Genomic DNA, 22,602 nt, shown 5'->3' with positions numbered 1-22,602 from the left:
TTATGAAAAAATTAGCCATTCTTTCAATCTTATTTTTCGCTTTTTACGCATGTAAAAAAAATAGCGAAACACTAAAAACTAGCTCAAATTCTTCAACAAAAACTTATGCTGAAATTTCAATAGCACAAGGAGGAGAATGGGTAGATGGCCCAAGAAATCATAAAGAATATAAAAATGGTAAATTTTTTAAAAATGTAAATAAATTAAATGTTCCCCAACAGCATACAGACCATACCTGGTACCTTCGTTATGAAGGTCCAGGCTGGGAAAACAGCAATGTTGGATATCGTTTGTATTTAGATTGGAGAAATGCAATTGATGTTTTTGGTAAAAAAGTAGACTCTTTGGTTTTGCCTTATGTTGGTCAAGATGGTTTTGATTCGTATCACGAACCTTCAGCTTGGGGCCAAGATATTTTAAAAGCAGGAAAATCTTTAGGAATTGGTGGTTTTGGAAGATTAGTTTCAGATACCATAGTCCATTTTCAAAAAGTAGAAAAAACAATAGCTACTATAGAAAATACAGAAAAAAGTTCAGCTGTAAATATCCATTATAAAAATTGGAAATCTGGTAATGATAGCATCGATTTAAAAGCAAAATTAGCTATTTTTTCAGAAGATCGTTTTACAAAAGCAAGTTTAACTCCTTCAAAAGAAATCTCTGGATTATCTACAGGAATTGTAATTGCAAAAAACATTCCAGTACTTAAAAAAGAAGGTACAAAATGGGCATATATTGCTACCTATGGCAAACAAACTTTGGCAAATCCACCAGACAATTTAGGAATGGCATTATTTTATAATTTAGATGATGTAGATTCTCAAACTTTAGGTCAACATGATCATTTGGTAACTTTTAAACCAACAACTAAAACAATTACATATTTCTTCTTAGCTGCTTGGGAGCAAGAATTAAATGGTATAAAAACTGAAGAAGAATTCTTAAAAGACATCAATAAAAAATTAGCTTCTTTAGAAGCCACAAACAATATTAATTAAAAATATTTTTGATGAAAACAATCAAATTTTACAGTATACTTTTTTCTTTAACTTTTATTTGTATGGTTAGCTCTTGCAAAAAAAACACAAAAGAAGAAGCCAATAAAGCAGTAACAGAAAAAGTTGTTCCTGAAAATTTAAAATGGTCAGAGAGAATGGTGCTTTCAGAAATAGAGCGTTTTCCAGATCCTACCTTGTTAGATTTTAGGAAAAAACCAAAATGGAGCTACACTCCAGGTTTAGTTTTAAGCGCTTGTGCCAAGGTTTATGAGCAAACAAAAAACAAAAAATTCTACGATTATGTCTATGCGTATGCAGACCAAATGATCGATAGCTCAGGAACTATAGATACTTATAAATTATCAAATCAAAATTTAGATATGATAAAATCTGGGGATGTTTTATTGTACCTATATCCAAAAACTAAAGAAGAGCGTTTTTTAGTTGCGATGGAAACTTTAAACGGTCAATTAGAATCGCAACCAAAAACGTCAGATGGAGGTTATTGGCATAAGAAAATTTACCCAAATCAAATGTGGTTAGATGGTTTATATATGGCAGAACCTTTTCATACACGTTATGCAAAAGAATATATAAATGATAAAGCTAAACAACAAAAAATCTATAATGATGTAGTACTTCAGTTTTCTTTAATAGAGAAACATAGTAAAGATGCTAAAACCGGATTATATTACCATGGTTGGGATGAAAGCAAAGAACAACGTTGGGCAAATAAAGAAACTGGTAACTCAGCTAATTTTTGGTCTAGAGGAATGGGATGGTATGGAATGGCATTGGTAGATGTGTTAGATTTTTTACCAGAAAATCATCCTGGAAGAGAAAAAATTATTGGATATTTAAATCAATATGCAGAAGCTGTAGTTAAGGTTCAAGATGAGTCTGGTTTGTGGTGGCAAGTTTTAAATCAACCAAATAAAAAAGGAAATTATTTAGAAGCTACAGGTACTGCAATGTTTGTATATACCTTAGCAAAAGGAGTAAATAAAGGGTATTTACCCAAATCCTATGTAAACTTTGCAAATAAGGGTTATGATGGTTTAATTAACAATTTAATTACTGTTGAAGATAATGGAATTGTAAACCTAAACAAATGTTGTGGAGTTGCAGGTTTAGGTGGTAAACCTTACAGAGATGGATCATATGAATATTATATTAACGAATTAATACGTTCTAATGATCCAAAAGGAACAGGACCATTTATTTTAGCTAGTTTAGAGTTAAATAGATAGAAATGAAGTGTTTAATAAATTTAGTAGCTTTATTTTTTACAATATTTGTTTTTGCTCAAAAACCCTATGTTTCTGAGGTTTGGGTTGCAGATAATGGAGATGGAACTTATAAAAATCCAATAATTTATGCAGATTATTCAGACCCTGATGTGGTTAGAATTGGTAATGATTATTTTATGACAGCATCTAGTTTTAATGCAGCTCCAGGTTTACCTATTTTACATTCTAAAGATATGATTAACTGGAAATTAGTTAATTATGCATTAAAAGAGCAAGTTCCTAAAGATGTTTTTAACATTCCACAACATGGTAATGGTGTTTGGGCTCCAAGTATACGTTACCATAATAATGAAGTATATATTTATTGGGGAGATCCAGATTTTGGAATTTATATGGTAAAAACCAAAGACCCATTTTCAGATTGGGAAAAACCAGTTTTAGTAATGGCAGGTAAAGGACTTATAGATCCTTCTCCCCTTTGGGATGACAATGGTGATGCATACTTAGTTCATGCTTACGCAGGTAGTAGAAGAGGTGTAAAAAGTTTATTAACGGTAAATAAAATGAACCCTGAAGGAACCAAAGTTTTAGATGCTGGAATTCATGTTTTTGATGGTCACGAAAATCATTCTACAGTTGAAGGCTCAAAATTCTATAAGAGAAATGGATATTATTATATTTTTGCTCCAGCAGGAGGCGTTGCTACAGGTTGGCAATTGGTATTAAGGTCTAAAAACATTTATGGCCCTTATGAAGAAAAAGTTGTGTTAGAACAAGGATCTACAAAAATTAATGGGCCTCATCAAGGTGCCTATGTAGAAACTCCAAATGGAGAATCTTGGTTTTATCATTTTCAAGATGTTAATGCATATGGTAGAGTTGTACATTTACAACCCATGACTTGGAAAAATGATTGGCCTGTAATGGGTAAAGATTTTGATGGTAATGGAATTGGAGAGCCTGTTACATCACATAAAAAACCTAAAATCGATAAAACCTACTCAATAGAAACACCTGTAGAAACAGACAATTTTGAGAATTTTAATATTGGTTTGCAATGGCAATGGCAAGCAAATCCAGATGTGGTTTGGCATGCAAAATTACCAGGTAATAATTTTTTAAGATTATTCTCTATTAAAGTACCAAAAGTAGCTCCAAACCTTTGGAATACACCTAATTTGTTATTGCAAAAATTTCCAGCACCAAATTTTACAGCAACAACTCAAGTAAAATTAGTTCCTGAAGAGGTTACTGAAGGTAAATCTGCAGGAATCATTGTAATGGGAATGGATTATGCTAGTTTAGCAATTACACATGATGCAAACGGATTTTATGTTCAGCAAAAAGAAGCCATCAACGCCATAGAAGGAGCAAAAGAAGTTGTAAATGAGCAAAAACGCTTGGCATCTAACACAGTATATTTTAAAGTAAAAGTAACTGCTCCAGATGCAATGTGTCAATTCTTATATTCAGAAAATGGTAAAAAATTTAAAAAAATAGGAAAACCCTTTAAAGCTAAAGAAGGAAAATGGATTGGTGCTAAAATCGGTTTATTTTCAATTAGTACAGAAGAAGCAAAAAGAGGAAGTTATGCCGATTTTCCTTTTTTTAAAATTTCTAAATAATCTTTAAAATACTTTTTCAATAAAGAGACTAAAAATAGATTTTATCTTTTTTTTTGATTTTTAGATCTTTAAATCTAAGTTAAAATAACAGATTGTATATACATCATATAAAAAATGAAAAAAAATAATGATAAAGTTTTAATCTTTTGTTTGGCTTTAATTTCATGCTTAAGCTTTGTTTCATGTAAATACAATAAAGAACAAGAAATTAAAGAGGAAACAGCTTCTAAAATTACTACCATATATTTAATTGGAGATTCTACTATGGCAGATTATGCAAATAATTATGAAGTAGGAAAAGACTATCTAAAAACTAGATATCCTATTACAGGATGGGGTCAAGTTTTTCAACCTTTTATGATTGCTGATAGTATAAAAAAAATACAACCATTAATTAAAACAGATAGTGTTTTGGTAGACGACAGAGCAAGAGGAGGAAGAAGTACAAGAACTTTTTTTCAAGAAGGAAGATGGAGAGCAGTTTATGAAAATTTAGAAAAAAATGATGTTGTAATTATGCAATTTGGTCATAATGATGCATCTAAGAAAAAGCAAGAACGTTATGTAAATATAGAAGGCTATAAAGAATTTTTAAGACTATTTGTTAGTCAAACTAGAGCAAAAGGAGCTACTCCAATTATTTTAACACCTGTAGCAAGAAACTATCCTTGGAAAGATGGTAAATTAGGAAACGTTCATGGAGAATATGACACAGCTCCAAAAGACATTGCAAAAGAAATGGATGTTTTATTTATAGATTTAAATAAAAAGTCTAGAGATTTTTTTACCAAAAAAGGAAAAGAATTAGTAACTACTAACTATTTTATGAATTTACCAGCAAATACTTATGAAGCTTATCCTGATGGACAGAAAGACAACACACATTTTCAACCAAAAGGTGCTGTAGAAGTAGCTAGGTTAGTTTTTGAAGGTTTACAAGAGTTGAATAAAACAAAATACTAAATGAAAATTTTTAGAAAAGTATTTTTTATTATTTTCTTCAGTGCTTTTGTGGTATCTGGTCAAGAAAAATCAAATTTTAAACCCTATACAGTAGCAACAACTTTTAAAAAGTTAAAAAAGAAATATCCATTTATAACTCCAATAAAACCAATTTTTTCCAATAAGATTATTTCTGAAGAAAATGTAGTTTACAAAAAGGTTGATAAAACAAAATTAATGCTAGATATTTATTATCCTTCAGAAAATAAGAACACTTCTTTCCCTGCAGTTTTATTAATTCATGGTGGTGGTTGGTTAACTGGTAGCAGAGATAATCAACAAATTATGGCACAGCATTTGGCTTTAAAAGGCTATGTTGCTATTACTGTTTCTTATAGATTGGGTTTAGAAGCCAAATATCCAGCAGCTGTTAATGACATTAAAGATGCAATAGTTTGGCTAAAACAAAAAGCAAATAAATATCATATTAATCCAGATAAAATAGCCGTTTTAGGAGCTTCTGCAGGAGCACAATTAGCAACTTTGGTTGGTGTAACTGCTGATAATGTTTTGTATTCAACAGATAAAAAAACATCAAATAAAGTACAAGCTATTGTAAATATAGATGGTATTGTTTCTTTTATACATCCAGAAGCAGCAGCAGAATCTAAAAAAGGAAAAGCATCTTTGGCTGGTATTTGGTTGGATGGTGAAAAAGAAGAAAACTATAAAAACTGGAAAGAAGCATCACCCTTAGAATATGTTGGTAAAAACACACCACCTATCTTATTTGTAAATAGTTCTTTCGACAGATTTCACGCTGGTAGAGATGATATGATTTCCATTTTAAATCAACATAAAATTTATAATCAAACCTTTACTTTGCCTAAAAGTCCGCATTCTTTTTGGTTGGTAAATCCATGGTTTGATAAAACCTTACACTATGTTGTTGATTTTTTATCTAAGGTTTTAAAAGGATAACTTAATGAAACTTCGCAGAACTGATTAAATTTATTTTTAATGATCATTTTTTATAATTTTATTTTTATTTATTCTAAATAAATAGTTAGTTTTGCTGCGTGAGCATTTTTACAGACATACAATTCAATATCAAATTACATCAAATAACCTTTTGTAATTATCAATTGGTAATTGATGATAAAAGAATGCAACTTACTTTTCCTCAGTTATTGCAATTGCGTAATAAAATCAATGAGATTACTTTACCAGAAAATTTAGAGAATATCATACAAAACGAAAACTATGTACTGTTATTTATTGCAGATCGAAAGCATTTGGTTTTTTTAGAAATTCCTAAATTATTAGACTTGCAACAAGAACTAGCACTTTGTTTTGATAGCTATTAATCTTTAGCAGTTCTTTATTTAGATTACTTTTAAATTTACTAACGCATTTAAGCAACTTCTGTTTTTATTGTATCTTTGGTATATACAAAACGAAAATTATGAAAACAGCAATAAGAAGACAAATGACTATTAAGCCAGAAGTAATGGATGCTTTAAATGGTCAAATTGCATTAGAAATGCACGCGTCTGCCTCATATTTAGCAATGGCTTCTTGGTGTGATCAAAGAGAATTACTTAACAGTAAAGCTTTTTTTTACAAACAAGCTGAGGAAGAAAGAGCACATGGAATGAAAATTTTCAACTTTATAAATGATGCAGGTGGTGCTGCAATTTCTCCTGCAATTCCAGAAGTAAATAACGATTTTGAAAGCTTAAGAGCTATTTACGAAACCTCTTTAGACCAAGAAATAGCAGTAACACAATCTATTTATAAGTGTTTTAAAACAGCTAGAAATGCTGATGATTTTGCATCAGAAGTATTTTTACAATGGTTTGTAAATGAACAAGTAGAAGAAGAAGATACTGTTAGAAGTATTATAGATGTATTCGATTTAATGGAAGGTATGCCATTAAAAATGATAGACGAAAGATTACCTACAGAATAACAGAATTCTGAAGCATAATAAAAAAGCCAAAACAAATACTTGTTTTGGCTTTTTTATTTTTGAATGTTATTCTAAAAAAAAGAATATGAATCGCTTTTTGTATCTTTGTTTTATTACGAAATCGATTGAAATGTTTTTAGATTTATTATCTTTTTTAAAATTCTTAATAAAACGCAATCCAGAATAAGGCTTCTTGCTGTCATTTCTGCGCAGGCAGAAATCTCATTAAAGTAAAGAAAAATTATGAACAAGATTCTCATGTTTATGAGAATGATAAATAAGAAAAAAACATGCCTTTTTATCATAAATTAGGAGAAATCCCTCCAAAAAGACACACACAATTCCGTAAAAAAGATGGTAGCTTGTATTACGAACAACTCTTTGGTACAATAGGTTTTGATGGAATGTCTACCAACAGTTACCACGAACACAGACCAACCATGGTCAAAGAAATTAGAAAACAATATTCTGTAAAACCCAAAATAGCCAAAGCCAATAATATTCAATCGTATCGCTTTCGCGGATTTGAAGTTCCGTCAGAAAATGACTATTTAGAAAGTAGAAAAATTGTTTTAACAAACTCTGATTGTAATATTATTTTAGCGGCACCAAAACAATCAACAACAGAATATTTTTATAAAAACACAGATGCAGACGAAGTAATTTTCATCCACAAAGGTTCAGGAAAACTAAGAACGCATTTGGGAAACATCGATTTTAAATATGGAGATTATTTAGTAATTCCACGTGGAATTATCTACAAATTAGATTTCGATGATGAAAACAACCGACTTTTTATAGTAGAATCTTACAGTCCAGTTTACACTCCAAAACGTTATAGAAATTGGTTTGGTCAGTTGTTAGAACACGCACCTTTTTGCGAGCGAGATTTAAGAAGACCTCAAGAATTAGAAACCCATAATGAGTTGGGCGATTTTATCATCAACGTAAAAAAACAAGGCGAAATCATAGAAATGGTTTATGGTTCTCACCCTTTTGATGTGGTTGGTTACGATGGTTATAATTTTCCGTATGCATTTTCCATTCACGATTTCGAACCTATTACAGGTCGTATTCATCAACCACCACCTGTGCATCAAACTTTTGAAACCAATGCTTTTGTAATTTGCAGTTTTGTGCCTCGTTTATACGATTATCACCCAAACTCAATTCCTGCACCTTACAATCATAGCAATATCGATTCAGACGAGGTTTTGTATTATGTAGATGGCGATTTTATGAGCAGAAACGATATTGATCAAGGTCATATTTCCTTGCATCCAGCAGGTATACCTCATGGTCCACATCCAGGAGCTACAGAGCGTAGTATTGGTAAAACAGAAACCGAAGAATTGGCAGTTATGGTAGATACATTTAAGCCTTTACAGGTTACAGAAGAGGCTATGAAAATTGCTGATGAAGATTATTATAAATCTTGGTTGGAATAAAATAATTATTAGAAGCTATTTCGCGCTTTCCATTATATCTTTTTTTATGAAAAATAAAAAAAGGATGCCATTTCAATCACGGCTAAACTTGTTTGCAGATAAACAGATCAAGTAAACAAATAGCTTATTCAAAAACAAAAGACCTTTCAGGTTTTAAAAACCTGAAAGGTCTGCTAAAACATAAAAAATGTCAAAAAAAATAGAACCAGTAAACTACGGTTTAGAAAAAATATTTTCTGGAGCACAAGATTTCCTTCCATTGTTGGGTACAGATTATGTGGAATTTTACGTTGGTAATGCAAAACAAGCAGCACATTTCTACAAAACTGCATTTGGTTTTCAATCGCATGCTTATCGTGGATTAGAAACAGGCTCAACAGATGCTGTGAGTTATGTATTAACTCAAGACAAAATAAAGTTGATGCTAACAACACCTTTAAATAGCAAATCACCAATAAACGATCATATTGTAAAACATGGAGATGGAGTAAAAGTAGTGGCACTTTGGGTAGAAGATGCAAGGCAAGCGTATAAAGAAACAACCTCTAGAGGGGCAAAATCTTATATGGAGCCAACTGTAGAAAAAGATGAACATGGAGAAGTGGTAAGAGCTGGAATTTACACTTATGGAGAAACTGTACATATGTTTGTAGAACGTAAAAATTATAAAGGCGCATTTTTACCAGGTTTTCAAAAATGGGAATCAGATTACAACCCACCAATAGCAGGTTTAAAATACATAGATCATATGGTTGGTAATGTTGGTTGGAATCAAATGGATATCTGGGTAAAATGGTACGAAGATGTAATGGGTTTCGAAAACTTTTTGTCTTTTGATGACAAACAAATCCACACAGAATATTCTGCATTAATGAGTAAAGTAATGTCTAATGGAAATGGACGAATCAAATTCCCAATAAACGAACCAGCAGAAGGTAAAAAAAGATCGCAAATAGAAGAATATTTAGATTTTTACGAAGGTGCAGGAGTACAACATATTGCTGTTGCCACTGATGATATTGTTGCAACTGTAACGCAATTACGCTTAAATGGAGTAGAATTTTTATCTACACCACCAGAAGAATATTACAAAGCTGTTCCTGGTAGATTAGAAGAATTTAGTCACGAATTAAGAGAAGATATCGAAAGTTTAAAGGCTTTAGGTATTATGATTGATGCAGATGAAGAAGGCTATTTATTGCAAATTTTTACAAAACCAGTAGAAGATAGGCCTACTTTGTTTTTCGAAATTATACAAAGAATGGGAGCCAAAGGTTTTGGAGCAGGAAATTTTAAAGCATTGTTTGAATCTATAGAAAGAGAACAACAAAAAAGAGGAACGCTTTAAAGTTTACAAGTTTTTACTTTTAGTTCAAAGTATTAAAATAACGAAAGACCTTTCAGGTTTCAAAAACCTGAAAGGTCTTTTTTGTATATTTGAATATAACTGTTTTGTGATTATAAATAAATTTTACTTCAATAAATGAACAGAGAAGAAATTTTAAAAGCTATAGAAGAAAAATACGATAAATTAGGTGTTCCTGTAGATGCCATGTTAGAGGGTTTATTGCATAGTACACCAATTACTTATTGGGATTATATTCAAACAGACGCACTTTTGGGTTTACAAACTCCAAGAACCAATCAGCCAGACGAAATGGTATTTATTATGTATCATCAAGTAAATGAATTGTTGTTTAAAATGATTTTGTGGGAGATAGAACAAGTTGCGAAACCAATTGAAATATCCACAGAAAAATTCTCAATGCATTTAAATAGAGTCAGTCGTTATTTTGATATGCTTTGCAACTCTTTTAATGTAATGACAGAAGGTATGGAAAGAGAGCAGTATCTGAAGTTTAGAAATACATTAACGCCTGCAAGTGGTTTTCAGTCAGCACAATATCGTAAAATTGAATTTGCATCAACAGAGCTTATCAATTTAATAGATGCGAATTACAGAGAAACCATCAACAGGCATTCTTCGTTTAGAAATGCTTATAATCATTTGTATTGGCAAGCAGCAGGTAAAAATTATACTACAGGTCAAAAATCAACATTATTAAATCTTTTTGAGAAAAAATATAAAGGAGAATTCATTGATTTTATGGAAGATTATAATGATATCAACCTTTCTTTAAAATTTAAACAATTGCCCATAGAAGATCAGCAAAATGAAACTTTAATAAAAGCAATGCGTCATTACGATTATACTGTAAATGTAAAATGGGTTATGGCTCATTACAATGCTGCAAGTAAATATATTGGTGGTAGCGATTCTGAATTAAAAGCTACAGGAGGTAGTAATTGGCGTAAATACATGCATCCTAAATATCAAAGAAGAATTTTTTACCCTTACTTGTGGAGTAAAGAAGAGTTAGAAAACTGGGGTACATTTTAAACGAACTGTTTTCTAAAGAAATCGTTAAAAAGACATTTACAAATTGTTAGATATTTGCTTTTTTTAATTTTGGAACAGTAATTGTCATTCCTTTTTCATAAGTTTGATTTTTTATGAAAAAGTATATCCTTTTAATATTCGTTTTAATATTCACTACCATAACTTTTAGTCAAGAAAAAAAAGTTGCATATAAAAGTGGCGAATGGCTGCGTTATAAGATGAGTTTTAGTGGTTGGTTAAGAGCAGGTTCTGCAATTTTAGAAATAAAAGAAAAAGAATTTAATGGTAAAAAAGTGTTTCATACCAAAGGCACAGGTTGGACCTCTGGACCAATAAAATGGTTTTTTAAAGTAAATGATACCTATGAATCTTATTTTGATAAAGATTCTGTTAAACCGTATTTGTTTAAAAGAAAAATAGATGAAGGTGGCTATAAAAAACATAGAATAACATCTTTTAATTACGATTATAATACAGCTTACATTCAAGATTTTACCTTGCAAAAAGACACAACTGTAGCTTTTTCTAACGTGCAAGATATGATGTCTTCTTTTTATTATTTAAGAAATAAAGACGTTTCTAAATTAAAAATCGGAGAAGAAATTCAATTAGACATGTTTATGGATTCTCAAGTATATCCGTTTAAACTTCGTTTTTTGGGTAGAGAAGTTTTAAAAACAAAATTCGGAAAAGTAAAAACGATGGTTTTTAGACCATTAGTTCAGTCTGGTAGAGTTTTTAAAGCTCAAGAAAGCGTAACCATTTGGATTACCGACGATCTTAATAAAATACCAATTAAAATGAAAGCAGATTTATCAGTAGGTTCTCTAAGAGCAGAATTAGAGCAATACAATGGTTTGGCAAATGCTTTTGGAAAAACTGAATAGACAATTCTCTTTCTTTGGTTTTTGTTGATAAAAAAGTGCTTTTTAAATTAAAATTTTCTTTTTGTTTTATTAGAAAAAATAATAAAAATCGTTTTCGGAAGTTCTTCTTTTAGATTAAAAAGAAATCATTTTTATTTGTACTTTTGATATCGATCTAAAACAGCATATATTTCTTGAAAAAAGTAGTTATCCTTATCGCCCTTATTATATCATTTTTGTCTTGTAAAAAAGAAGAACCAAAACCTGTTCTTGTTGTAAAAGAAGAACCAAAACCAGTCATTAAATTTGGTTATAATGTAGATGATTATAAAGTGATTCATGATACAATTAAAAGCGGAGAAAGTTTTGGAATAATTTTAGACAGGCATCATGTTATGTATCCTAAAATTAACCAAATTGCAGCTGTTGTTAAAGATACTTTTGATGTAAGAAGAGTTAGAGCAGGAAAACCTTACACAATTTTAGCAAGTAAAGATTCTACAGAAAAAGCACAAGTTTTTATTTATAAGCACGATAAAATAAACGCTACAATTTTAGATTTTAAAGATTCGATAATTACTGCTAAACAATATCAAAAACCAATAAAAATAGTAGAAAAAGTAGCAAATGGAGTAATCAATGCTAATTTTACTTATTCTATGGATAGTTTGGGTTTAAAACCGAATTTAACTTATAAAGTTGCAGATATTTATGCTTGGACTTTAGATTTCTTACGATTGCAAAAAGGCGATAAATTCAAAATAATTTACGAAGAAAAATTCATAGACGATTCAACTTTTGCAGGTTATGGAAATGTAAAATCAGCCGTGTTTAATCACAATGGAAGAGATTTATACGCTTTTCGTTTCTTGGCAGATTCTACATTAAATATTCACGAATATTATGATGAAAATGCAAAGATGTTAAGAAGTCAGTTTTTAAAATCTCCTATAAAGTTCCAATACAGAATATCTTCAAGATACAACTTAAGACGTAGAATTGCTTATTATGGTAACAGAGTTAAGCCTCATAGAGGTACCGATTTTGCTGCAAAAATAGGTACACCAATTATTGCTACAGCAAGTGGAACTGTTGTAGAATCTACAAGAAGAGGTGGTAATGGAAAATTTGTAAAAATTAAACACAACAGCACCTATTCTACTCAGTATTTACATATGAGAAATCAAGCCGTAAAAAAAGGACAATATGTAAAACAAGGTGATGTTATTGGTTATGTTGGTATGACAGGAAATACTGGAGGCCCCCATGTTTGCTATCGTTTCTGGAAATATGGCAAACAAGTAGATCCGTTAAGAGAAAAATTACCAGCAGCAGAACCAATGAAAAAAGAGGTAAAACCAGCCTTTTTCGAGTACATAAAAACATTAAAATATCAATTAGATTATCAAAGGGTTCCTATACAAGAAGAACCAGAAGTAGTTAAAGAAATAATAGCACAAAATTAAAAAAAATGGCTTTACCAAACATCAATCCAACAAAAACAGTTTCATGGCAAAAACTTACAAATCATTTTAATGATGTTAAAAACATCAGCATAAAAGATTTGTATAAAGATGAAAATAGAGTGTCAGATTTTTCTTTAGAATTTGATGATTTATTGGTAGATTTTTCTAAGAACAGAATCACCAAAGAAACTTTAGATTTATTAATAGAATTGGCAAAAGAAGTTGGTTTAAAAGAAGCAATTGAATGTCAGTTTAATGGAGAAAAAATCAATGTTACAGAAGGTAGAGCAGTACTACATACTGCTTTAAGAAGCACTTCTGATGAACCAGTTTTGGTTGATGGTAAAAATATTAAACCTCAAATACAAACTGCTTTAAGAAAAATTAAAAGTTTTTCTAACAAGGTGATTTCTGGTAAATGGAAAGGGTATACAGGTAAATCAATTACAGATGTTGTAAATATTGGTATTGGTGGTTCTGATTTAGGACCAGATATGATTGTTGAATCTTTAAAGTTCTACAAAAATCAATTAAACACACACTTTGTATCTAATGTAGATGGAGATCACGTATCAGAAATTATAAAAAACTTAAATCCAGAAACTACACTTTTTGTAATTGTGTCAAAAACATTTACAACACAAGAAACAATATCTAATGCAGAAACTATTAAAAATTGGTTTTTAAAATCGGCTACTATTTTTGATATTCCTAAACACTTTGTAGCAGTTTCTACAAATTTAGAAGCAGTAGATAGTTTTGGTATTGATAAAAATAATGTTTTCCCAATGTGGAACTGGGTTGGAGGTCGTTTTTCTCTATGGTCTGCAGTAGGTTTATCTATTAGTTTGTCTGTTGGTTTTGAACATTACAGAGCTTTGTTAGATGGTGCAGAAGAAATGGATATCCATTTTAGAAATGAAGAATTTGAGAATAATATTCCTGTAATTTTAGCATTAATTAGCATTTGGTATAACAACTTTTATATGGCAGAAACAGAAGCAGTTTTACCATATTCTCAATACTTAAAGAAACTTCCAGATTATTTACAACAAGCTATTATGGAAAGTAATGGTAAGGGTGTAGATAGAAATGGCGATAAAATAGATTACCAAACAGGTACAATTGTTTGGGGTAGCACTGGTACAAACATGCAACATGCATTTATGCAATTGGTACACCAAGGTACAAAGTTAATTCCTGCAGATTTTATTGGTTATAAAGAGTCGTTATATGGTTTGTCTGATCATCATAAAAAACTAATGGCAAATTATTATGGGCAAATGGAAGCTTTGGCTTTTGGTAAAACAAAAGAAGAAGCACATTTAGAATTGCAATTTTCTGGTGATGAAGATAAAATCAACAAACTGCTTCCTTTTAAAGTTTTTGAAGGTAACAGACCAAGTAATGCAATACTATTCGATAAGCTTACACCTAAGTCTTTAGGAAAGTTAGTTGCTCTTTACGAACATAAAATTTACACACAAGGTATTTTATGGAATATTTATAGTTATGACCAATTTGGAGTTGAATTAGGTAAAGAACTAGCCAAAAAACTCCTAAGCAAACAATAAATTACATTAATCATTATTTAGAGTTAAATAAATTAACAAATTCGTTATTTTAAGATAACATTTTTGTTGATATTTAATTATTTGGTTTTTAAAGAATTAACGGCTATTTTTAAAGGTTTCAAATTGTTATTTTTTGTTAAAGCTTAACATTAAATTAACAAAGCAACCACCTAAAATATGGACTTTTGCCTAAAATTCAATAAACAAATTAAATAATGAAAAATTTTAAAAACTTATTATTTGTAGCTTTATTTTTTGTGACAGCTACTGTATTAGGGCAAACTAAAATTTCAGGAACAATTGTTGATGAAACAAATCAACCATTACCTGGAGCAAGTGTTCTTGAAAAAGGAACAACTAATGGTGTATCTACAGATTTTGATGGTAACTTTACCTTAAATGCAAAATCTAGTAATGGTACTTTAGTAATCTCTTTTATTGGTTACAAAACTAAAGAAATTTCATTTTCTTCAGCGAAATCGAAACTTGGTAATATCAAGTTAGAAGAAGATGCTATTTTAGATGAAATTGTGGTTACAGCTACATCATTTGCAATCGGTAGAAAAACACCTGTTGCTGTATCTACTGTAAAAGCTGCAGATATTGAGGCTAAATTAGGAGGTCAAGAATTTCCAGAAATTTTAAAATCAACACCTGGTGTTTATGCAACTAAATCTGGTGGAGGTTATGGAGATGGAGAAATCAACTTACGTGGATTTAGAACTCAAAATATTGCTGTAATGATTAACGGTATTCCTGTTAATGATATGGAAAATGGAGCTGTATATTGGTCTAACTGGGCTGGTTTATCAGATGTAACTTCGGCAATGCAAGTACAAAGAGGTTTAGGAGCATCTAAAGTTGCTGTGCCATCTATTGGAGGTACAATTAACATTATATCTAAATCTACAGATGCTGTTAAAGGTGGTGCTATAAGAATGAGCACTGGTAATGACGGTTATCAAAAATATGGAATGACTTTGTCTACAGGTTTAATGGATAATGGTTTTGCTGTTACTGCATCTGCTGCAACAGTTTCAGGAGAAGGATATGTAAATGGTTTACAATTCGAAGGGTTTAACTACTTTTTAAACATCTCTAATCAAGTTAACGAAAACCATAAATTATCTTTTAATGCAATTGGTACAATTCAAGAGCATGGACAAAGATTTAATAGAAGAACAATTGCTCAATATAGAGCTACACAACAAGGTGGAAAAAGATTTAATCCTGATTGGGGTTTTAGAAATGGAAAAGTAGAAAACTCTTCTTTTAACTTTTATCACAAACCTCAGATTTCTTTAAATCACGATTGGATTATTTCTGATGCTACATTCTTAACTACATCTTTATATGCTTCTTTCGGTTCTGGAGGTGGTAGAAGAACTCAAGGTACAAAATTTTCTAATGATTCTTATAGATTAGGTGATATAGATCAACCAATTGATTTCGATAGAATTGTTGACGAAAATATTGCAAATGGAGCAAATGGTGCAACAGATATTTTTGCAGCTTCTAAAAACTCTCACGAATGGTATGGAGTTTTATCTACTTTAAAAACTGATTTATCAGAAACATTAACATTATCAGGTGGTCTTGATGCAAGATATTATATAGGTTCTCACTGGTATGAAGTTACAGACCTTTTAGGTGGTGAATACTACTATAACTCAGATTTAGATGAAAGAACAGGAGGTCAAGCTTTAAAAGTAGGAGATCGTTTTAATAAAGATTACGATGGTAAAGTTGGTAGATATGGTGTATTTGGTCAGTTAGAATATAGTAAAGATGATTTATCTTTATTCGTTTCTTCTTCTGTATCAAACTCAGTATACAGCAAAGTAGACAGAATGTCTTTTGGTGATGAAACAAGAGAGTCAGAAACTGCTAATTTTTATGGATACAGTATTAAAGGAGGGGCAAATTACAACTATACAGATTCTCAAAATGTATTTGCAAATATTGGTTATTTCTCAAGAGCACCTATTGCAGACAACGTATTTAACAGCGATTACGATGTAGATTTATACGAAGGTGCTTTAAACGAAAAAGTATTTAGTGTAGAATTAGGTTATGGTTTTAAAACTCAAGTGTTTTCTGCAAATGTTAACTTATATCACACAGCTTGGATAGATAGATTTATGACATTCTCTTTACCAGGAGCAGATGGTGAGTTTATTACTTCTAACGTTACAGGATTAGACGCATTACACCAAGGTTTAGAAATAGATTTCTTATTTAGACCAATAGATAAATTATCTATTACAGGTATGGCTTCTTTAGGAAACTGGAGATGGCAAGATAATGCATCTGCAAGTACATTTAATGATACTACAGGAGAGGTTATTGCCACATCAACAGTTTACGCTAAAGATTTAAAAGTTTCAGATGCTGCACAAACCACTTTTGCATTTGGTATTCAATATGATTTATTAGAAAAAACTAATATTTCTTTAGATTACAATTACGCAGGAGACAATTATGCAACAATGAATGTAACTTCTAGAACAGATGAAGCAGAACAAGGTGTAGATACTTGGAAATTACCAAATTACCACTTATTTGATTTTGGTATTAGACATGGTTTCGATATTGGAGGATTTGCGTCTACATTATCAGCAAACTTTAATAATATATTTGATGTAGAATATATTTCTGATGCAAATAACGGTTCTAATTCAAACTATGATACTGCACAAGTTTACTATGGAGCAGGTAGAACATTTAGTTTAGGATTAAAAGTTGAATTTTAGATAAAAAACAATATAAAAATGAAAAAAATACTTTTATTATTAACAGTTTTTTCAATGGTTTTCACTTCTTGTGATCCATTAGAAGATATTTACACAGAAGTAGATGCAGAATCTAATGCTGTTGTAGGAGACGTAGTATATACATTAACCGATGATGATTACGAAGAATTAGAATTATCTTTTGGTAGTTTTAGCTCAGAAGATGATGCTAAAGCAGCTTTACCAGCGTTTTTAGCAGACAAATACCCAGTTTGGGGTAAAGGCTCTTCTGCATTAATCGAATATCAATTATATATTGGTAATGCACCAGGAATTAGTGATTATACAAGCGCTTCTGCTTATGAATTTACAAATTCAGATTACGCTACAACTGGTAGTGATGCTTTTGGCTTTTATCCAGATGTAAATGAAATTGATCAAATTCCAGCAATATTAGATGCACAAGTTGCAAGCCCAACAGAAGGGCAAATTTTATTAGCAAAATATAAAAAATACACAGAAACACCTGTTGTAGGTTTAGCAAATCTTGTTGAATATAATTTTGCTGCAAGTATGGAAGGATGGGTTGTTGCTGAAGAATTTGGTGACGACGATGTTTGGACATCACAATCAGGTTATGTACAAGGTAATAGCTATTTTGGTGGCCAAGTTGCAAATACAGAGTGGATTGTTTCACCAACTATCGATTTAACTAGCGAATCAAATCTTAAATTTCAAATTACACAAGAATTAGATTATGCTAATGATCCTTCTTTGCTTAAAATTTTAGTTTCTAAAGATTATACTGATGACATTGCTACTGCAACTTGGGATGAAATTACATTAAGTAATCCAGCTACTGGAGATATGGCTGCCTCTGAAGACTATGATTTCTCTGCATATGAAGGAGAAACTATTAATATTGCATTAAAATACGAATCTACAGATTCTGATGCAGGAAGATGGAGAGTTGAAAGTTTAGCTGTAAAAACTGTTGGAGCAACAGGTGAAACCTCTGATATGGGAGCATTTTTTATCTATACAGATGGTGCTTGGGAAGTTATAGAAGATGTATACTTTGTTAGTTCTGCAGATTTCGATTCAATGGGTGAAGCGTCTGGACAACCAGGAAGATATGATAACTTTGGTAGTTCAACACCACCATCAGATTATTTACCAACTTTCTTAGATACGAAATATCCTTATGCTTTAGAAGGTGATGCATTAACTGTAATTTACGATTACTTTTCAAGCTCAAGTGGAGCTCAAGTACGTGGAGATTTATATACAAAAGAATCAGGTGTTTGGTCAGGTTTCGAATCTACAATTACTACTTCTTTACAATTGGCACATGATGGTACAACTTGGGTGCCAGATAATACTATTAAGTACGAATTAGTTGCTGCTGATTACGATTTAATTGCAAGTACGTATAAAACTGTTGCAGGTTATGAAAGTGCTGTTCAAAATCTAGAAGCTTATGGTAACATTAGTACTTTTAACTGGACAGACGAGCAAATAGATGCTGCATTAAATACAGTTATCGTTAGCAATTACCCAGGTATGGAAGAAGGACAAAAATTTGCAATTACTGTTTATGTATATGATGGTTCTTCTCATAACATTGTAATTAATTATATTTTAGAAGGTGGCGTTTACGTAAGAAACGACTAATTCTTTAAATTATAAATATTTTAAAACCACCTCTACAGAGGTGGTTTTTTTATACATAAAATTGTAACTTTACAGCATTAAACTATACGTATTATGATGAAAAATGTTCACTCTTATTGGGCTTACTTAGTATTGCTAATATTAATTTTTGCAGTTGTAAACGCAATAATTGGTTTGGTACAAAAAAAACAATTTACAGATAAAGATTTAAGAATAGGTTTATTTGGTTTAATTGTTTCTCATATTCAATTATTAATAGGTTTAGCTTGGTATTTTATGTCTCCTTGGTACAAAGCTTTAAAAAGCGATGCAGGTGAAGTCATGGCAGACAAAACAGCAAGATTATTAGCGGTAGAACACCCAATAATGATGATTTTAGCAATCGTATTGATCACCATAGGTTGGTCTAAACATAAAAAGAAAACAGAAAGTGGTGCAAAGTTTAAAACATTTGCCATCTTTTACGGATTGGCATTAGTACTAATTCTTTCAAGAATTCCTTGGTCTAATTGGTTTAGTTAATGAAAATAATCAGTTACATACTTTCACCAATTTTTGCAGTCACATTTATTCTTTTATTGGTTTTTTTTCATCCATTTCAATGGTTGAGTTTTAACCTTTTTGGGCATAATGCACATGCAAAAGTGGTTGCCGCTTTAAATTTTTGTTTGGTAAAATCAATGTTGATTTTAGGAATCCCTATCTATCTTAAAAACGAACATACCTTACCTAAAGAAGCATCATTGATTTTTGTTTCAAACCATCAAAGTACATTTGATATTCCACCAATTGGTTGGTTTTTTAGAAAATACAACCCCAAATTTGTTGCTAAAATTGAGTTAGGAAAAGGCATCCCAAGTGTGTCTTACAATTTAAGAAACGGAGGTGCAGCACTTATCAATAGAAAAGATCCAAAACAAGCTATTTCAGCTTTGGTAGAGTTTGCTAAAAGAATAAAACAAAACAAATGGGGAGCAACCATTTTCCCTGAAGGCACAAGAAGTAAAACAGGTAAACCTAAAAAGTTTTCTTCAAACGGGTTAAAAGTAATTACCAAATTTAATAAAGATGGTTATGTTGTACCTTTAACCATAAATAATTCGTGGAAAGTTTTCAAATATGGAAAATTTCCTTTAGGTTTAGGTAGTCCAATTACCATTACAACACATAAACCTATAAAAATTGATTCAATGCCTTTTGATGAATTGTTAGAAAAGACAGAATCAGTAATTACAAAACATATAAAATAAAATTATGTCGATACATAACGTTAGAAAAGAAGTGATGTTAACTTTAGAAAAAAAGATGCAGCACTTTATGGAAACCTATTTAATACCAGCAGAAAAAATTTGGCAACCTACAGATTTCTTACCCAACTCACAAAAAGATTCTTTTATTTCAGAAGTAGAAGAAATTAGAGAAATATCTAAAGAATTGCATGACGATTTCTGGGTGGTTTTAGTAGGTGATACAATTACAGAAGAAGCCTTGCCAACATACGAATCATGGTTGTTAGATTTAGATGGTGTTACCCAAGATCCAGACAATAGTTGGGCAAAATGGGTAAGAACATGGACAGCCGAAGAAAACAGACATGGAGATGTTTTAAATAAATACTTGTATTTATCAGGACGTGTAAATATGCGCGAAGTAGAAATTTCTACACAACATTTAATTGCAGATGGTTTTGATATTGGTACATCAACAGATCCATATAAAAACTTTGTATATACTACTTTTCAAGAGTTGGCTACTTATGTTTCTCATAACAATGTAGCTAAAATTGCTCGTAAAAAAGGACATAAAGCATTGGCAAAAATGTCTAAAATTATTGCAGGAGACGAAATGCGTCATCACCAAGCATATGCACATTTTGTAAAAGAAATTTTTCAGATAGATGCCAGTGAAATGATGTTGGCTTTTCAGCACATGATGAAACACAAAATTGTTATGCCAGCCATGCATTTAAGAGAATCTTTTGGCGCAAAAGGAAGCTTATTCGACGATTTCTCTACAGTTGCACAAAGAATTGGCGTATACACTGGTTTCGATTATGTAGATATTTTAAAGAAATTGAACACCATGTGGGAAATTGATAAAATAACAAACCTAACTCCAGAAGCAGAAAAAGCAAGAGATTACTTAATGAAGCTTCCAGACAGAATGTACAGAATTACCGAAAGAATTAAAGTACCAGATACAGACTTTCAGTTTAAGTGGATGTTACAACCTAGTTAGTTTTAGAAGCTATTTCCTGCTTTCCACTATATCTTTTTTGCGAAAAGCAAAAAAGGATGTCGTTGCAATCAGGGCTAAACTTGTTTGTTGATTTTAGTTAGTTTCAGAAAACAATATTTATTTTTTAATTTGTAATAGAATTAAGAAAACAAAAAATTACAGCCCCTTCTGGTTTCCAAAACCTGAAGGGGCTGTAATTTTTTCAATAACATTTAAGTTATTCTACTTTTTAAAGATCAATATTATGATTCATCTGTATTTTCTTCTTGTATAATCCCCATTCTTTTAGCTCTATTTTCCCAAGATTTTCTGGCAAAAGATTGTAAATCTGCAATATTATCGGTTTCGTCCATAATTTCTAAACCTAATAATGTTTCAATAACATCTTCCTGAGAAACTAATCCACTAACAGAACCATACTCGTCTACAACTAAAGCAATATGTTCTTTTTCTTTAATTAATTTATCAAATAAATCTGGAATGGATAATTCTCTATTGGTAATTAAAATGTCTCTTCTTATGGTGGCTAAAGTATCTGTTCCTTTACCATTTATTATGGCTTCTAATAAATTATCCTTTAGAAAATAACCAGTAATTTCATCAGGATTTTCTTTATAAACAGGAATTCTAGAAAAACGTAAATTTTTATGATCGTTGTAAAAAGATTGAATGGTCTGACTTTCATCAGCAGTTTCTAAAACCGTTCTTGGAGTCATTACATCATTTACTTTTATTTCTTTAAAACCTAAAAGATTTCGAATTACTTTACTTTCATTCTTTTGAAAAACGCCATCTTTTTCAGCCATTTCTGTCATCACTAAAAAGCCTTCTCTACTTAAAATACTACCATGACCTTTACCACCAATTAATTTTGTAGTAAGCTGTAAAACCCAAAGAATACCTGTCCATTTTAACGGAAATATCATAATATTTAAGGCTTTAGAAGTAAAGTTTGCTAATTGTTTCCAATACGTTGCACCAATAGTTTTTGGTATAATTTCTGAAGCTACTAAAATTAGAATGGTCATTATTGTAGAAACCACACCCACCATAACTTCTTCTGTAAACTCAAAACCTAAAACACTACTTGTGTTAGTGCCATACATTTCTACATAAGCTACTTTTGCTTGTACACCCACTAAAATAGCACCAACTGTATGTGCAATGGTGTTAATTGTTAAAATGGCAATTAAAGGTTTATCTACATCTTTCTTTAAAACTTCTAGTTCAGTTGCATAACTTTCGCCTTCGCTCTTTTTTAGGTTGATGAATGTTGGAGTAATACTCAATAAAACCGCTTCTAAGATAGAGCACAGAAATGAGAAGAAAATAGAAATTGTTGCGTAAATTATTAATAAAGTCATCTATAGTAATTTAAGTTATAAAAGTAATTAAAATATAAAACCTCAAGAAATT

General features: G+C 30.9%; 19 protein-coding genes. 18 read left to right on the top strand and 1 reads right to left on the bottom strand.

Annotated elements, in window-relative coordinates:
- Positions 1 to 2: 2 nt before the first annotated feature.
- The 18 genes from ACWYN7_RS05670 (at position 3) to ACWYN7_RS05585 (ending at position 21,186) form a co-directional block, all read left to right on the top strand.
- Positions 3 to 998 carry a DUF4861 family protein gene (locus ACWYN7_RS05670; protein WP_462858878.1) on the top strand — a complete coding sequence of 332 codons (996 nt, stop codon included), beginning with the start codon at positions 3 to 5 and terminating at the stop codon, positions 996 to 998.
- Positions 999 to 1,009: 11 nt separating this feature from the next.
- The gene (locus ACWYN7_RS05665; RefSeq protein WP_462858877.1) at positions 1,010 to 2,248 is read left to right on the top strand and encodes a glycoside hydrolase family 88/105 protein; all 1,239 of its coding nucleotides are present in this window, start codon (positions 1,010 to 1,012) and stop codon (positions 2,246 to 2,248) included.
- A gap of 2 nt (positions 2,249 to 2,250) precedes the next feature.
- On the top strand, positions 2,251 to 3,873 hold the full coding sequence (locus ACWYN7_RS05660; protein WP_462858876.1) for a glycoside hydrolase family 43 protein: 1,623 nt from the start codon (positions 2,251 to 2,253) through the stop codon (positions 3,871 to 3,873).
- A 114-nt stretch (positions 3,874 to 3,987) separates the two neighbouring features.
- Positions 3,988 to 4,836, top strand: coding sequence for a rhamnogalacturonan acetylesterase (locus ACWYN7_RS05655; RefSeq protein WP_462858875.1), 849 nt, complete (start codon positions 3,988 to 3,990; stop codon positions 4,834 to 4,836).
- On the top strand, positions 4,837 to 5,796 hold the full coding sequence (locus ACWYN7_RS05650; RefSeq protein WP_462858874.1) for an alpha/beta hydrolase fold domain-containing protein: 960 nt from the start codon (positions 4,837 to 4,839) through the stop codon (positions 5,794 to 5,796).
- A 98-nt stretch (positions 5,797 to 5,894) separates the two neighbouring features.
- Entirely contained in the window at positions 5,895 to 6,182 is a 288-nt protein-coding gene (locus ACWYN7_RS05645; RefSeq protein WP_459486171.1) for a hypothetical protein, read from the top strand.
- A gap of 98 nt (positions 6,183 to 6,280) precedes the next feature.
- Positions 6,281 to 6,787, top strand: coding sequence for a ferritin (locus ACWYN7_RS05640; RefSeq protein ID WP_462858873.1), 507 nt, complete (start codon positions 6,281 to 6,283; stop codon positions 6,785 to 6,787).
- Positions 6,788 to 7,077: 290 nt separating this feature from the next.
- The gene (locus tag ACWYN7_RS05635) at positions 7,078 to 8,235 is read left to right on the top strand and encodes a homogentisate 1,2-dioxygenase (RefSeq protein WP_462858872.1); all 1,158 of its coding nucleotides are present in this window, start codon (positions 7,078 to 7,080) and stop codon (positions 8,233 to 8,235) included.
- A 187-nt stretch (positions 8,236 to 8,422) separates the two neighbouring features.
- Positions 8,423 to 9,583, top strand: coding sequence for a 4-hydroxyphenylpyruvate dioxygenase (hppD, locus tag ACWYN7_RS05630; protein WP_462858871.1), 1,161 nt, complete (start codon positions 8,423 to 8,425; stop codon positions 9,581 to 9,583).
- 135 nt (positions 9,584 to 9,718) lie between these two features.
- Entirely contained in the window at positions 9,719 to 10,636 is a 918-nt protein-coding gene (locus tag ACWYN7_RS05625; RefSeq protein ID WP_462858870.1) for a tryptophan 2,3-dioxygenase family protein, read from the top strand.
- Positions 10,637 to 10,749: 113 nt separating this feature from the next.
- Positions 10,750 to 11,523: a DUF3108 domain-containing protein gene (locus ACWYN7_RS05620; RefSeq protein WP_462858869.1), complete on the top strand. Its 774-nt coding sequence runs from the start codon at positions 10,750 to 10,752 to the stop codon at positions 11,521 to 11,523.
- A gap of 173 nt (positions 11,524 to 11,696) precedes the next feature.
- On the top strand, positions 11,697 to 12,968 hold the full coding sequence (locus ACWYN7_RS05615; protein WP_462858868.1) for a peptidoglycan DD-metalloendopeptidase family protein: 1,272 nt from the start codon (positions 11,697 to 11,699) through the stop codon (positions 12,966 to 12,968).
- A 5-nt stretch (positions 12,969 to 12,973) separates the two neighbouring features.
- Entirely contained in the window at positions 12,974 to 14,542 is a 1,569-nt protein-coding gene (gene pgi / locus ACWYN7_RS05610) for a glucose-6-phosphate isomerase (protein ID WP_462858867.1), read from the top strand.
- 215 nt (positions 14,543 to 14,757) lie between these two features.
- Positions 14,758 to 17,295 carry a TonB-dependent receptor gene (locus ACWYN7_RS05605; RefSeq protein WP_462858866.1) on the top strand — a complete coding sequence of 846 codons (2,538 nt, stop codon included), beginning with the start codon at positions 14,758 to 14,760 and terminating at the stop codon, positions 17,293 to 17,295.
- A gap of 18 nt (positions 17,296 to 17,313) precedes the next feature.
- Entirely contained in the window at positions 17,314 to 18,948 is a 1,635-nt protein-coding gene (locus tag ACWYN7_RS05600; RefSeq protein WP_462858865.1) for a choice-of-anchor J domain-containing protein, read from the top strand.
- A gap of 96 nt (positions 18,949 to 19,044) precedes the next feature.
- Positions 19,045 to 19,470 carry a hypothetical protein gene (locus tag ACWYN7_RS05595; RefSeq protein WP_462858929.1) on the top strand — a complete coding sequence of 142 codons (426 nt, stop codon included), beginning with the start codon at positions 19,045 to 19,047 and terminating at the stop codon, positions 19,468 to 19,470.
- The gene (locus ACWYN7_RS05590) at positions 19,470 to 20,198 is read left to right on the top strand and encodes a lysophospholipid acyltransferase family protein (RefSeq protein WP_462858864.1); all 729 of its coding nucleotides are present in this window, start codon (positions 19,470 to 19,472) and stop codon (positions 20,196 to 20,198) included. Before ACWYN7_RS05595 ends, ACWYN7_RS05590 begins: the two co-directional genes overlap by 1 nt.
- Positions 20,199 to 20,202: 4 nt before the next feature.
- Entirely contained in the window at positions 20,203 to 21,186 is a 984-nt protein-coding gene (locus ACWYN7_RS05585) for an acyl-ACP desaturase (RefSeq protein WP_462858863.1), read from the top strand.
- Between the two features lie 242 nt (positions 21,187 to 21,428).
- Here ACWYN7_RS05585 and ACWYN7_RS05580 read toward each other — a convergent pair whose 3' ends face one another.
- Complete coding sequence (locus tag ACWYN7_RS05580) at positions 21,429 to 22,550, bottom strand: CNNM domain-containing protein (protein WP_462858862.1); 1,122 nt, start codon at positions 22,548 to 22,550, stop codon at positions 21,429 to 21,431.
- Positions 22,551 to 22,602: the final 52 nt, after the last annotated feature.

This window comes from Polaribacter sp. M10 (genome assembly GCF_054968445.1).
Note: the sequence above shows the minus strand (reverse complement) of the source record. Positions and strands in the feature narration are given on the sequence as shown.